A 13,972-nucleotide genomic window follows, 5' to 3' on the forward strand; every position below is an offset into this window, starting at 1 on the left:
AAAACAAGAAGTCAACAACTTTTTTGAAATTGTTTTTTACTTGTTTGCCGTAAGCGCTCGTCCTCTTAAGGACATGAATTAATATATCACGATAATTAGATAGGCGCAACTACTTTATTAAAATAACTTATAGTTTTTTTAGAGCATGTAAAAACCGCAGACAAGAATGGCTGCGGTTTACTTCATCATCAATGAGACGCGTCTTCTTTTTGCTTCGCTTATATAGAAGAAATACAGTGATTCCGCTAACTTCATTTGCGCTTCTAAATCACCATAGTCATCATAGCTGATTTCTAGAAGATGGCGTTTAATCAAATAATCTTCTTTTGCTTTTGCTAATTCTTCTAACAAACGCTCGTCGTACTCACTGCGAATCTTCTTTCGAAACCAACTCATAGTTCGCGACGTCCCTCCATTGCACGAGATAACGTCACTTCATCTGCGTATTCTAGATCTCCACCGACCGGAAGACCATGGGCAATCCGAGTGATCCGAATACCCGTCGGTTTTAAGAGACGCGATAGATACATCGCCGTCGCTTCTCCTTCGATGTTCGGATTGGTTGCTAAGATGACTTCCGTAATCGCTTCGTCCGCTTGAAGACGTGTCAGTAGACTAGATACATTGATATCCTCTGGACCGATCCCTTCCATTGGACTGATCGCTCCATGTAAGACATGGTACAACCCTTGGTAATCTCGCATCTTTTCCATTGCAATGACATCCCTTGAATCTTGGACGACACAGACGATCGTACGGTTTCGGTGTTTATCTGTACATACATAACAAGGATCTTGATCCGTGATATTCCCGCAGACGCTACAGTAGGCAATATCGCGCTTCGCACTGACCAATGCCTTTCCGAACATCAAGACATCGTCTTCTTCCATATCAAGGACATGAAACGCTAGACGAACTGCTGTCTTCGGACCAATCCCCGGTAGTTTTGTAAAACTTTCGATCAAACGACTAATCGCTTCAGGATATTGCAAGTGGTTTCCTCCTACGAATTAAAACATTCCCGGCAGATTCATACCTTGTGTGAATTTCCCCATTTTACTTGAGACGAGTTCATCGACTTTCTTCAAAGCATCGTTCGTTGCAGCTAAGACGAGATCTTGAATCATTTCAACGTCATCTGGATCAACGACTTCTTCTTTAATGATGACATCTACGATATTTTTATGACCATCGGCGACGACTGAGACCATTTCTCCTCCTGCTGTACCTGTCACTGTCAAATCTTTTAATTCTTCTTGTGCTTTCGCCATATCCTTTTGCATTTTCTGCATCTGTTTCATCATATTATTCATGTTTCCCATTCCGCGCATCTGTATTCCTCCTCGAATTTAATCTTCGAACTCTACGATATCACCAAAACGACCAAGCGTCTCGGACAATAACTGATCGCTCTCCGATTCTTGTTTTGTTTCCTTCTCTTCTATACTACTACTATTTCGCTTAGCAACAAACTCTGCCTTCAGTTCATGCCAATCGTTTGAGAGAATCGCTAAAATTTCGCGTTTGACGCCGCATATTTCATATAATGCTTCCTCAATCACGAAACGTGTTCGTTCATTGGTCATGACTTGCTCGAAATGCCATCCCTTACCGTCATCGAATTCGATCAATAGCGTATCCGCAGAGCAGAGAACCGGTTTACTTTCATGAAGCAACGAGTAGATTGGTCCATCTTCTTTTAGAATCCACTTTAGGATATGATCCCAGCGTTCCTGAATCTCACGCAACTGGGCTTTTTCTGCTCGTTCTAGCATTTGGCGAATCCGCTCTTTGGCGATTCGAACGGTTGGTCGTCCTTGTTTCCGCTTCGGCTGCGCTTGTGGTGCAGCCGCTTCTTGAGCTGGAACACCATTCGACTTCCACTGATGCATCTGTTCCTTCATTTCGCGGACTTCCTGCTGCAACGCTTGGACGATCTGCCCCGTCGTTCTTCCTTGTTCCGCGATTTGAATGAAGGCAATCTCAACGAGGACCCGCGGATGATTCGTCAACCGCATCTGTTGTTGGCAGTCATGTAACTGATCAATGATCGTAAAGCATGTCTCTGCTTCAATCGATTCAACGAATTGTTTGAACTCATCCGTCGGGCGAGCACGCTCTAGCAAGTCGACAGCTGTAGGAGAGGCTTTCAATAATAAGGTGTCTCGGTAAAAGAAGACAAGATCCTCAACGAAACGTTTTAAATCTTTTCCCGCTCGTTGCATCGTCTCAAGCGTCTGTAACAACTGGTCGACTTGATGTTCATGCAAGGCACGGGCAATGTTTAGTAATGCTTCATCTTCTACTGCCCCTGTTACTTCAAGAACAGCAGCATCGTTCAAATCACCGTTTGAAAAAGCAACCGCTTGGTCGAGTAGACTCAGTGCATCACGCATGCCACCATCCGCTGCACGGGCAATCAATCGTAAGGCCGTATCCGAATACTCGATCGATTGATCTTTTAAGATATATTGCATCCGTTCTACAAGTTGATCGACTTCATGCCGCTTTACATCGAAACGTTGGCAGCGGGAGATGATCGTCGCTGGGATTTTATGTGGTTCGGTCGTTGCTAAGATGAAGATGGCGTGTGCCGGCGGTTCTTCTAGTGTTTTAAGCAGTGCATTAAAGGCGCCTGTCGACAACATGTGTACTTCATCAATGATATAGACTTTATAGGCTGCTTCTGAAGGGGGATATTTGACTTTATCCCGGATTTCCCGAATTTCATCTACGCCGTTATTGGAAGCGGCATCGATTTCGAAGACGTCTGGACTTGATCCTTCCGTGATCGCAAGACACGTGGGGCACGTATTACACGGTTCTTTGACCGGAGCATGCTCACAGTTGATCGCTTTAGCGATGATTTTGGCAAGACTCGTTTTTCCCGTTCCACGAGGACCCGAAAATAGATAGGCGTGGGACATGCGTCCCTCCATCAATGCATTTTGGATCGTACGGGTGATATGCGCTTGTCCAACGACTTCGTCGAAACGTTGCGGACGGTATACGCGGTATAGTGCTTGATAGGCCAAGTTTGCGCCTCCTCTTTTTAAGTTCCTCATTCTATTTTACCTAAAAAAGTCTACAACCGAAACCGGCTGTAGACTTGTCTTTAAAAATTAAACTGCCGCGCACCATATTCTGAAATATGTTCAACATGCGTTACTCACGCAGCCTGCTCAGTCCAAGCACCCCTGCAACACACAGAGAGCACCACTTAAGGCTGCTTCCTTCCGGACCTGACCTGGTTCATGGGTATCTGTTGCGCAGGACTCAAACGTCAACGCTACTTACGTGAGGCAGACCACACCAATCATATCCCTCGACATGGAATTCAGTCTCGCTATAGCGGATTGCGAGTGACAGGGAACCGCTACATCCCCACCTAGCACGGCAAATGGTTTATCGATTTTTAGTGGCACCTTGTTTCAGTGCTTTTTCATTATACTGTTTCATCTGGTGTGATGCAACCCATTGCCCGCTTTCGTGCTTTCTTTTTCGCACGTAGTTCCCGAAAGAACGTCGTTAGCATCTCCCCACACTCTTTTTCTAATATACCGCTCGTCAACTGTGAGACATGATTGAACCGATCGTCTTGCACCAAGTTCATCAGTGTTCCACAACATCCACCCTTCGGATCGACGGCACCAAAGATGACATGTTCGATCCGTGACAGCATGATGGCACCCGCACACATCGGACACGGTTCGAGTGTCACGTAGAGCTCACACCCTTCAAGTCGCCAGTTCCCGAGCTTTCGGCAAGCTTCCTCAATCGCGATCAACTCGGCATGTGCCGTCGCCTGTTGATCCGTTTCCCGGTGATTGTAACCCGTCGCGATGACTTCATCGTCTTTGACAATGACACATCCAATCGGAACTTCTCCAATCTGTTCTGCCTTTTTTGCTTCTTCGATCGCAAGTCGCATATAGTGTTCCTGTCGTTCCATCGATGATACTCCTCACTCTAAAAAAATTCTCCTTTTGAAACTTCAGCAAGTCGTACTTCTTTGTGCTAAAATATAAATTGCACTTTGCTGAACGGAGGGTCATTGTATATGTTCATAACGGTTGAAGGACCGATTGGTGTAGGCAAAACATCACTTGCGAACGCCATCAGTCACCATTTCTCTTTTTCTATGTTACGCGAAATCGTCGAAGAAAATCCCTTTCTTGGAAAGTTCTATGAAGATATCGAAGAATGGAGCTTCCAGACGGAAATGTTCTTCTTGTGCAATCGCTTCAAACAACTCGATGATATCGAACGTCATTACCTCAGTAAACAACGCTCTGTCGTTGCTGATTACCATATCTTTAAAAACTTAATCTTTGCACACCGCTCTCTCAAGGTAGAGCACCTCGAGAAGTACGAACAAATCTATTCGATCCTGACGACGGACATGCCGAAACCGGATGCTGTCATCTACTTGAACGCAAGCATCGACACCTTGATGAAACGTGTTGCGCTACGCGGACGAGAAATCGAAGAAAATATGTCACGTGCTTATCTCGAACAATTGGCAGAGGATTATGAGACATTCGTCACGGAATATCAAGCCAAACATCCGGAAGTCAAAATCATCCGTTTCGACGGGGATGCACTCGACTTCGTCAAGCGACCGGAAGATCTCGAGTACGTCTTGACGACGATCCGGAACGAATTATATGAAGGAGCGAACCACGTATGAACTTGAAGCTACGCGAACAATACAACATCCCGGCAGATGCCGTCATTACGATCGGCGGTATGGTTGGGATCGGTAAATCAACGATCACAAACGGATTGGCAGATGCCCTTGGTTTCCGGACGTCACTCGAAAAAGTCGATACGAATCCTTACTTGGATAAATTTTATCATGATTTCGAGCGTTGGAGCTTCCATCTCCAAATCTATTTCCTGGCTGAACGCTTCAAGGAGCAAAAACGGATTTTCCAATACGGTGGTGGTTTCATCCAAGACCGTTCAATCTATGAAGATACAGGAATCTTCGCTAAGATGCATTTCGAAAAAGGAACGATGTCTCCAACGGACTATGAAACGTATTCAAGTTTATTTGACGCGATGGTCATGACACCATTCTTCCCACATCCAGATCTTTTGATCTATCTCGAAGGTTCGTTCGAGCAAGTCCTTGAACGGATTCGTCTTCGCGGACGTGAGATGGAGCAACAGACTCCAATCGAATATTGGGAAGAGATGTATGAACGCTATACGAACTGGATCAACAACTTCACGATTTGCCCGGTACTCCGCTTGTCGATCGACGAATACGATTTACTGAACGAGCCAGAATCGATCGATCGGATTCTCGCGAAGATCGAAAAACAACTTGAAGTTGCGCGCATTGCCAATACACGATAACTGATCAGATCTGCCTCTTAGGCAGATCTTTTTTTGCGCAAAAAAAGGAGACGCGTTTCGCATCTCCCTCCTATTAACCAATCACTTGATTGATCTGTTCCATATGGTGTAAATCATGTTGAGTCATCGCTCCGAGGAACTGACCAATCGTCAACTCTTTGTCTTTAATGACGACCTTGTCCTGCAGGCGATCTTCTGGAATCAATTCGACTGCACGGCGCAATAAGTCACGGCTGACTAAAAACTCATCAATCGTCAAGATCCGTTGTTGCTCACGGCTCATCTTCGCTGCTTCGTCATTGACGGCTTGGCTATCCGGCGCAACACGGAATGGTTCACCCGCGAGCAAGTACGGAATACGCTCTGCGACCATGAAACGATCCCATGGTGATAAGTGACCAATGATCTCAGCAACCGTCCACTTACCTTCCGCATACGATGTCCGCCATGCTTCTTCTGAAATCTGTTCTAAGTCTTTTACATATGTCATCGTCATCGCATAATGCGAAAGCAACGATTCTTTTGTTTGTTCGTTCATTTCGTCCACCTCTTCTTCGTTTTTCACGTAGGCAACCATAGCATGCACGAAGAAATCGATGCAACAAAAAAGCACCTCAGAATTGAGATGCTTTATAAAAAGCGGAGTCGGTGGGATTCGAACCCACGCGAGCCTTGCGACCCCTAACGGATTTCGAGTCCGTCCCCTTCAGCCGGACTTGGGTACGACTCCATGATTACATTTATTTTTGGGTAAAAAAAAAGAAGTGGAGGAGGCGGTGGGATTCGAACCCACGCACGGCTTTCGCCGCCTGACGGTTTTCAAGACCGTTCTCTTAAACCACTTGAGTACGCCTCCAAGCTATAAAACGTGCATGTCGTTGTCAAAAAATAAAAATGGAGGAGGCGGTGGGATTCGAACCCACGCACGGCTTTCGCCGCCTGACGGTTTTCAAGACCGTTCTCTTAAACCACTTGAGTACGCCTCCGTACTTCTTACCAGATCATGATGACCTATCTGTTTTCCTGACATTAATTATGATAGCATCTGCCTTTTAACGTGTAAAGACCTTTTCTAAAAAAACTTTTTAAAATACAGAAAGGGGGATTACTCCCCCTTCTGACTTAAGCTTGAATCACTTCAAGACCACCCATGTATGGACGAAGTACTTCTGGAATAACAACTGATCCATCCGCTTGCTGGTAGTTCTCTAAGATCGCAGCAACTGTCCGACCGACTGCAAGAGCAGAACCATTCAACGTGTGAACGAATTCTGGTTTCGCGTTCGCTTCGCGGCGGAAACGGATTTGCGCTCGGCGTGCTTGGAAATCTTCAAAGTTTGAACAAGAAGAAATTTCACGGTAGACGCCTTGACTTGGCATCCAGACTTCGATGTCGTATTTCTTCGCAGCCGTGAATCCAAGATCAGCTGTACACATGCTCAATACTTGATACGGCAGTTTCAGCTTTTTCAAGACTGTCTCTGCTTGTCCCGTTAACAATTCAAGTTGCTCGTAAGATTCTTCTGGTTTGACGAAACGAACGAGTTCAACTTTATTGAATTGGTGCTGACGGATCAAACCGCGCGTATCGCGTCCGGCAGAACCAGCTTCTGAACGGAAACATTGGCTGTATGCGGCATAGCCGATCGGTAACTGATCAGCAGTCAGGATTTCTTCGCGGTGCATGTTCGTCACTGGAACTTCTGCTGTCGGTACAAGGAAGTAGTTCGTCTCTTCAATCTTGAACGCATCCTCCTCGAATTTCGGCAGTTGTCCTGTTCCTGTCATTGAATCGCGGTTGACCATGAGTGGCGGCAAGATTTCTGTGTAGCCGTGCTGATCTTGATGGAGATCCATCATGAAGTTGATCAATGCCCGCTCAAGACGTGCCCCTGCCCCACGATAAAAGACAAACCGGCTACCTGTGACCTTTCCAGCACGCTCTACGTCAACGATCTTTAATTGCTCCATCAAATCCCAGTGCGGAACCGCTTCGAAATCAAACGCTGGTTTATCACCGACTTCACGGATGACGACATTGTCATCTTCAGAAGAACCGACCGGTACGCTGTCATGTGGAATGTTCGGAATACCGAGGAGAAGTTGATTCAATGTCGCTTCGACGTCACGTAATTCGTCGTCAAGCGTCTTGATCTCGTCCCCGACACTACGCATCGCAGCAATCGCTTCATCTGCATTCTCTTTATTGCGTTTCAGTTCAGCGATTTTTTTCGTCGCTTCATTTCGTTCTGCTTTCAACACTTCTGTCCGCGCAATCAATTCTCGACGCTTCTCATCAAGTGCAAGGAAACGGTTCATGTCCGTCAAGTCCTCTCCTCGGTGCGCTAACTTTTCTTGAATGGCGTCAAAATCTTGGCGTAATCGTTTAATATCAATCATCTGCAATTCCTCCTTTATGTCATAAAAAAAGGCGACTCGTCTCTTTCCGGTATTCCTACCGAAAAGGGACGAATCACCTGGATCCGCGTTGCCACCCTCATTGCTAGACACATCTAGCCAACTTAAGACGCGATAACGGGCGTACCCGCACCTTGTTCGCAAGGTGTGCGATCCGGCTCGATTCAATCCATCGATCTGACTAGTTCACACCACCCACTAGCTCTCTTAACAGTATCGATACATCTACTTGGTCCGTTCATAGCATCTTTATGAGATTAGTCTTACTTTACACCATCGTCTTGGAAGTTGACAAGAGCCGATTGTTGAATCGCTTGTTCAATTTGCTTCGACCAAGCCGTCCAAGCGCGGACGAGGCGTGTCGGAACACTCGCAAGTGGAACGGCAGTTGCGCTATACAAATTCACACGCGGTGTCTCAAAACCTGGTAGATAGACCCCATCGTCCGCGACCTGTACCGTACCGACGACTTCTTGTTTCGTCACAGGAGCTGTTGTTTTTGAGAAGTCGAACCGTGGTTCCCGCGTCTTCGCTTGTTTTAAGACCGTGATGTATAACGAACCGTCCGTGACGACGTCTAACTGCCGGACGGTTGCCCCTTTAATCGGAAGAGCGTCTTTGATCCGTTCCCCTTTTCCGTAATACGTCAACGGCTCAAACGTCGCAAAACCATAGTCGAGTAGCTTTTTCGTTTCCTTGAAACGGGCTTGATCGGAATCCGTTCGCATGACGACCGTGACAAGTGTCATATTATCCCGCGTCGTTACGCTCGCAAAGCAGTAACCTGCTAAATCGGTCGTTCCTGTCTTCATCCCCCGCATGCCAGCATATGCGAATTTTTCCTTCGCCAGCATCTTATTCGAGTTATTCAAGACCTCTCCATCAAGTTTCATCTGTGTTTTATTCGTCACATCCAGTACATCCGGATAATCCTTGATGTAGCGGATGACGAGTAACGCGATATCCGTCGCTGTCATCAGATTTGTTCCTGGAAGCGTCGCATCGACAGCATCTAGACCAGAGGCATTCGCATACTCTGTATCATTCATCCCGAATAACTTCGCTGTCTCATTCATTTCTTCAACGAACGTCGCCTCTGAACCGGATACCGTTTCGGCTAGCATGACGGCTGCATCATTGGCTGATTTAATGAACGCCGCGTTATACATCTCACGAACCGTATACGTTTTTGCTTTAACGGGAACACGAGCGATGCCGGACGTGTTCGCAAGCTTTAATACTTTTGCACTCGGTTTGATTTTTTGATCCCACGTCAGCTTTTTTAATTCGATTTGTCGTCGAACGAGGTAAAGCGTCATCAGCTTTGTCATCGAAGCCGGTGGTAGAGAAACATCCGCTTCCGATTGAAGGAGGATTTTTCCTGTGACCGCATCGGCCATTATGTAAGACTCTGCTTGAATCGAAGGTGCCGCTTGTCCAGTTGTAGGAAAACCTACGACCAGCAGGACACTTAAACAGAGTAGCAAGATTCGTTTCATCGTGTCTCTCCTTCACTCAATCATTCATTTTACAAATAGTGTAGCACAAAAGAAGCACCCGACAGTAGAACCTGTCAGATGCTTCCACGCTTTACGAACGGATCGATTGACGCTGTTTAATCTTTTGTAAAAAATACTGATGTAAGCGATCGTCCTCTGTCAATTCAGGATGAAACGAGCACGCGAGGTGAAGTGATGTCTCGACAGCGACGATTTGGTCTTCAACCTTCGCGATCACTCGTGTTCCTTCTCCGACAGATAGAATCAATGGCGCTCGAATGAAGACTGCCTCAATCGACTCCTCAATTCCTTCAACCGGTAGCAATCCTTCAAATGAATCGATTTGTCGACCGAAAGCATTCCGACGGACCGTCATCGAAATCACGTTGAGATGACTCTGACCTGCTTCGACAGCGGTTGCGAGTAGAATCATTCCGGCACATGTTCCGAACATCGGTAACGTCGTCGCTTTTTCCCGAAGCGGTTCCAGCAAGGCATAACGCTCAATCAATCGACGCATCGCGGTCGATTCGCCGCCGGGTAAGACGAGTCCATCCAGTCTCTCGAGATCACTCGCATGTTTGACGAGAACGACCTCTACACCAAGACCTTCAAGTTGCTGTCGATGCTCACGGACCGCTCCTTGAACATCAAGAATACCGATTACCATCCGCGTGTCGCCATCCGTTCTTCAAACGGCATCGAAGTGACATCGATTCCCTTCATCGCTATTCCGAGCCCTTTGGATAAAGAGGCAATCCGTTCAAAATCATCTTTATACGTAACCGCCTCAACAATCGCGCGAGCCACACGTTCTGGGTGTTCTGATTTAAAGATCCCCGATCCGACGAAGACACCATCTGCCCCTAAATGCATCATGAGAGCGGCATCAGCTGGTGTCGCAACTCCTCCGGCTGCAAAATTGACGACTGGTAGACGTCCCTGTGTCCGAATATCTCGTAATACTTCGTACGGAGCACCCCACTCTTTCGCAAATGTCATCAATTCATCTGAACTGACATGCAAAATCTGATTCAATTGCGCTTGAATTTGTCGCATATGGCGAACGGCTTCGACGACGTTCCCAGTTCCAGGCTCGCCTTTTGTCCGAATCATCGCCGCTCCTTCGGCAATCCGGCGAGCGGCTTCCCCAAGATCACGTGCGCCACAGACGAATGGTACGGTGAACTCCGACTTCAGTAAATGATATTGCTCGTCTGCCGGAGTCAGTACCTCGCTCTCATCGATGAAATCGACCCCCATCGATTCAAGGACACGCGCTTCGACGATATGACCAATTCGGCATTTTGCCATGACGGGGATCGAGACTGCCCCAAGTACTTCTTCCGTGATCAACGGATCTGCCATCCGTGCCACACCTCCGTCACGACGAATATCCGACGGGACACGTTCGAGTGCCATGACTGCAACAGCTCCTGCTGCTTCCGCAATCTTTGCTTGTTCCGCATTGACGACATCCATGATGACGCCACCCTTTTGCATTTCAGCCATTCCACGTTTGACACGATCCGTTCCTTGTTGACGTTCCATATCCATTCCCCCTTGGTTGACTTTCACCCCTTTAGTATACGGAACGTTGACACTTTTAAAAGTATCAGTTTATAATGATTTTAACAGGTCAGTTTATTATGAAGGAGTCATACGAGATGGACATGCTATCATTTCAACTTACACGCGATCAAGAGAAACCTCTTTATGAACAACTTTATCAACAGATCCGAAACGAAATCATCGCCGGACGTTTAGCGTACGGCACGAAACTGCCTTCTAAACGAAAGCTCGGTCAATTCTTGAACTTAAGTCAAACGACGATTGAGCTTGCTTATCAACAACTTGTCGCAGAAGGTTATGTCGAATCCATCTCGCGTAAAGGGTATTTCGTTCTTGCCTATGAGGAACTTGCTTACGTCAAAACCTCACCCGTCATCGAACCGCGTGTGACTAAAGAAAAACCGGTCATCACGTATGACTTTCATCCAAGTAAGATTGAAGGGATCTCTTTCCCGTTCACCCGTTGGCGAAAGTATGCCAAAGACATCATAGATACCGATCACCATCCACTCGTCTCGCTCGGTCATCCGCAAGGCGATCTAACGTTGCGCGAAGAGATTGCGACTTATCTCTATCACTCACGTGGTGTCGTCTGTTCTCCGGAACAGATCGTCGTCGGTTCAGGTATCGAGCAACTGTTGCCCATCGTTCTTTTCTTACTAGGACGAAACGTCACGTACGGCATCGAAGATCCCGGTTATCATACGACACGCCTCTTGCTTGAAAATCATGAACGAATGATTGAACCGATTCGTGTCGATGCGAATGGATTACGCATCGATCAACTGCAGGAATCAAATGTTGATGTCATGTATGTCACACCGGCACATCAGTTTCCGTCCGGTAGCATCCTATCCGTCAATCGAAGACACCAGTTGTTGAACTGGGCGGCGATGGATCCGACCCGTTTTATCATCGAAGACGACTACGATAGCGAATTCCGCTATAGCGGTAAATCGATCCCGTCTTTGCACAACATGGACAGCAATCGTGTCATTTATATGAGTACCTTCTCAAAATCGCTCATGCCTTCACTACGGATTGGTTATATGGTCTTACCGGAAGTCTTACGCGCACAGTATCATGCCGAATTATCCCATTATACTTGTAGTGTCTCACGCTTTGATCAAACGATCTTGACACGTTTCATGAAAGAGGGCGACTTTGAACGACATCTCAATCGGATGCGTAAAGTCTATCGTCGTAAACTAGATGTGCTGATCCAATCGCTTCGCCGGATCCCTGCCTTACGGTTGACTGGCGAAAGTGCTGGACTCCATGTTGTCGTTTCCGTAGCGAACGGAATGACGGAGCAAGAGCTAGTAAAGCGGGCACAACAACAAGGCATCCAAGTATACGGTCTCTCTCAATACGCCCAGTTACCGCTTCTCTCCAATACGCCTCAAATCGTTCTTGGATTTGCGAGTCTCTCTGAGCATGAGTTGACGGAAGGATTACAATTATTGATAGACGCATGGAATCTGCATAGATCATCATAAAAAAAGCCTCGCCTTTCTGCTAGAGAAAGACGAGGCTTTTGTTTATTGACGTGTGTAGTTAGAGGCTTCTTTGGTAATTTGAATATCGTGCGGATGGCTTTCTTGCAAACCAGCGCCCGTCATACGGATGAACTGTGTCTCTTCACGCAATTCTTCTAACGTCGCAGCACCACAGTATCCCATACCTGAACGAATACCACCAACGAGTTGGTACACTGAGTCACCGAGTTTACCACGGTAAGCGACCCTTCCTTCGATTCCTTCTGGAACGAACTTCTTGTCTGCTTCTTGGAAGTAACGGTCTTGGCTACCGCGTTTCATCGATGCTTCAGAACCCATACCACGGTACGTCTTGAATTGACGTCCTTGATAGATTTCCATCTCACCTGGGCTCTCTTCTACTCCTGCAAGCAAGCTTCCGAGCATGACAGCGTGACCACCAGCAGCAAGTGCTTTCACGATATCGCCAGAGTACTTAATGCCACCGTCAGCGATAATCGAAACGCCGTGTTTACGTGCTTCTGTCGCACAATCGAAGACGGCTGTGATCTGTGGTACACCGACGCCTGCAACAACACGTGTCGTACAAATCGAACCAGGTCCGATACCGACTTTAATGACAGATGCGCCGGCTTCAATCAAATCGCGTGTTGCTTCTGCAGTCGCAACGTTGCCCGCAATGATTGGTAAGGTTGGATATTCTTCACGTAATTCACGTACCTTGACGAGAACACCTTCTGAGTGACCGTGAGCTGTATCGACGACGAGTGCATCAACACCTGCATCGACCAGGAACTTCGCACGTGTTGAAGCGTCTTTCGTCACACCGACAGCTGCTGCGACAAGTAAACGACCAAATTGATCTTTCGCAGCATGTGGATACTGTTCGACTTTTTCGATATCTTTTGTCGTGATTAATCCTTTTAACACACCGTTCTCATCAACGAGTGGTAACTTTTCGATGCGATGCTTGTGGAGAATCTGTTCTGCTTCTGCGAGGGACGTACCAACTTTTGCTGTCACGAGTTCTTCTGTTGTCATTACTGTTTCAATGACAGTCGAATAATCCTTAACGAAACGAAGATCACGGTTCGTCAAAATTCCTACTAATTTACGCTCTGTTTCGTTGTTAACGATCGGAACACCTGAGATGCGGTACTTACTCATCAAATACTCAGCATCGTAGACTTGACGCTCTGGCGTTAAATAGAACGGATTCGTGATGACACCATTTTCAGAACGTTTGACGCGATCGACATGTTCTGCTTGTTCTTCCATTGACATGTTCTTATGAATGACACCAAGACCACCTTGGCGTGCCATTGCGATTGCCATCGGAGCTTCTGTGACTGTATCCATCCCAGCACTGATCAACGGAATATTAAGTGTGATCCCTTCACATAGCGTGACAGATAAATCAACGTCGCGCGGTAAGACACTCGAACGACGGGGTACGAGTAAGACGTCATCAAACGTCAAACCCTCTTTAGCAAATTTGTTCTCCCACATGTTATCCACTCGCTTTCTCTTTTATAAAAGAATATTGATGTTATGGTAACAAGCAGAGGGTGTCATGTCAATGACTCGACCAATAATCAGAACAGTCTGAAGTTTCACATA

At 46.7% G+C, this 13,972-nt stretch carries 14 protein-coding genes, 3 tRNA genes, 1 other RNA gene and 1 other annotated feature; of the genes, 3 read left to right on the forward strand and 15 right to left on the reverse strand.

Features of this window, described 5'->3' with window-relative positions; translation table 11 throughout:
• Positions 1-177 precede the first annotated feature (177 nt).
• The 6 genes from Q7C19_RS15470 to tadA form a co-directional block, all read right to left on the reverse strand.
• A complete protein-coding gene (locus Q7C19_RS15470; RefSeq protein ID WP_375092406.1) occupies positions 178-396 on the reverse strand; it encodes a YaaL family protein in 219 nt (72 codons plus the stop codon).
• The gene (recR, locus tag Q7C19_RS15475; RefSeq protein WP_023469882.1) at positions 393-992 is read right to left on the reverse strand and encodes a recombination mediator RecR; all 600 of its coding nucleotides are present in this window, start codon (positions 990-992) and stop codon (positions 393-395) included. Before recR ends, Q7C19_RS15470 begins: the two co-directional genes overlap by 4 nt.
• 18 nt (positions 993-1,010) lie before the next feature.
• The gene (locus Q7C19_RS15480; protein ID WP_029343040.1) at positions 1,011-1,331 is read right to left on the reverse strand and encodes a YbaB/EbfC family nucleoid-associated protein; all 321 of its coding nucleotides are present in this window, start codon (positions 1,329-1,331) and stop codon (positions 1,011-1,013) included.
• Positions 1,332-1,349: 18 nt separating this feature from the next.
• Positions 1,350-3,035, reverse strand: coding sequence for a DNA polymerase III subunit gamma/tau (gene dnaX / locus Q7C19_RS15485; RefSeq protein WP_035409912.1), 1,686 nt, complete (start codon positions 3,033-3,035; stop codon positions 1,350-1,352).
• 95 nt (positions 3,036-3,130) lie between these two features.
• An RNA gene (ffs, locus tag Q7C19_RS15490) (signal recognition particle sRNA large type) lies at positions 3,131-3,397 on the reverse strand.
• A 48-nt stretch (positions 3,398-3,445) separates the two neighbouring features.
• The gene (gene tadA / locus Q7C19_RS15495) at positions 3,446-3,952 is read right to left on the reverse strand and encodes a tRNA adenosine(34) deaminase TadA (RefSeq protein ID WP_035409909.1); all 507 of its coding nucleotides are present in this window, start codon (positions 3,950-3,952) and stop codon (positions 3,446-3,448) included.
• A 108-nt stretch (positions 3,953-4,060) separates the two neighbouring features.
• Between tadA and Q7C19_RS15500 the strand changes: the two genes are divergently transcribed.
• Together Q7C19_RS15500 and Q7C19_RS15505 are read left to right on the forward strand one after the other, a co-directional pair.
• Positions 4,061-4,690 (forward strand): deoxynucleoside kinase, encoded by a 630-nt coding sequence (locus tag Q7C19_RS15500; protein WP_375092407.1) that lies wholly within the window; start codon positions 4,061-4,063, stop codon positions 4,688-4,690.
• The gene (locus tag Q7C19_RS15505) at positions 4,687-5,364 is read left to right on the forward strand and encodes a deoxynucleoside kinase (protein WP_029343036.1); all 678 of its coding nucleotides are present in this window, start codon (positions 4,687-4,689) and stop codon (positions 5,362-5,364) included. The genes Q7C19_RS15500 and Q7C19_RS15505 overlap by 4 nt, the downstream gene beginning before the upstream one ends.
• Positions 5,365-5,437: 73 nt before the next feature.
• Here the strand turns inward: Q7C19_RS15505 and Q7C19_RS15510 are convergent, their stop codons facing one another.
• From Q7C19_RS15510 to pdxS, 8 genes are all read right to left on the reverse strand, one after another.
• Positions 5,438-5,902, reverse strand: a complete 465-nt coding sequence (locus Q7C19_RS15510) for a DinB family protein (RefSeq protein ID WP_035409903.1) — start codon at positions 5,900-5,902, stop codon at positions 5,438-5,440.
• A gap of 102 nt (positions 5,903-6,004) precedes the next feature.
• A tRNA-Ser gene (locus Q7C19_RS15515) sits at positions 6,005-6,094 on the reverse strand.
• 35 nt (positions 6,095-6,129) lie between these two features.
• Positions 6,130-6,220, reverse strand: a tRNA-Ser gene (locus Q7C19_RS15520).
• 39 nt (positions 6,221-6,259) lie between these two features.
• Positions 6,260-6,350, reverse strand: a tRNA-Ser gene (locus Q7C19_RS15525).
• Positions 6,351-6,486: 136 nt separating this feature from the next.
• Positions 6,487-7,764 (reverse strand): serine--tRNA ligase, encoded by a 1,278-nt coding sequence (gene serS, locus Q7C19_RS15530; RefSeq protein ID WP_035409899.1) that lies wholly within the window; start codon positions 7,762-7,764, stop codon positions 6,487-6,489.
• 61 nt (positions 7,765-7,825) lie between these two features.
• Positions 7,826-8,033, reverse strand: a binding site (T-box leader).
• 12 nt (positions 8,034-8,045) lie between these two features.
• The gene (locus tag Q7C19_RS15535; protein WP_035409897.1) at positions 8,046-9,281 is read right to left on the reverse strand and encodes a D-alanyl-D-alanine carboxypeptidase family protein; all 1,236 of its coding nucleotides are present in this window, start codon (positions 9,279-9,281) and stop codon (positions 8,046-8,048) included.
• A 91-nt stretch (positions 9,282-9,372) separates the two neighbouring features.
• On the reverse strand, positions 9,373-9,951 hold the full coding sequence (pdxT, locus tag Q7C19_RS15540) for a pyridoxal 5'-phosphate synthase glutaminase subunit PdxT (RefSeq protein WP_290747830.1): 579 nt from the start codon (positions 9,949-9,951) through the stop codon (positions 9,373-9,375).
• Positions 9,945-10,832, reverse strand: a complete 888-nt coding sequence (gene pdxS / locus Q7C19_RS15545; protein WP_375092408.1) for a pyridoxal 5'-phosphate synthase lyase subunit PdxS — start codon at positions 10,830-10,832, stop codon at positions 9,945-9,947. The genes pdxT and pdxS overlap by 7 nt, the downstream gene beginning before the upstream one ends.
• Positions 10,833-10,948: 116 nt before the next feature.
• Between pdxS and pdxR the strand changes: the two genes are divergently transcribed.
• Complete coding sequence (gene pdxR / locus Q7C19_RS15550; RefSeq protein WP_375092409.1) at positions 10,949-12,352, forward strand: MocR-like pyridoxine biosynthesis transcription factor PdxR; 1,404 nt, start codon at positions 10,949-10,951, stop codon at positions 12,350-12,352.
• Between the two features lie 42 nt (positions 12,353-12,394).
• Here pdxR and guaB read toward each other — a convergent pair whose 3' ends face one another.
• A complete protein-coding gene (gene guaB, locus Q7C19_RS15555; protein WP_035409917.1) occupies positions 12,395-13,861 on the reverse strand; it encodes an IMP dehydrogenase in 1,467 nt (488 codons plus the stop codon).
• Positions 13,862-13,972: the final 111 nt, after the last annotated feature.

Source organism: Exiguobacterium sp. PHA03, from assembly GCF_041945985.1.
Classification (GTDB): Bacteria; Bacillota; Bacilli; order Exiguobacteriales; family Exiguobacteriaceae; genus Exiguobacterium_A.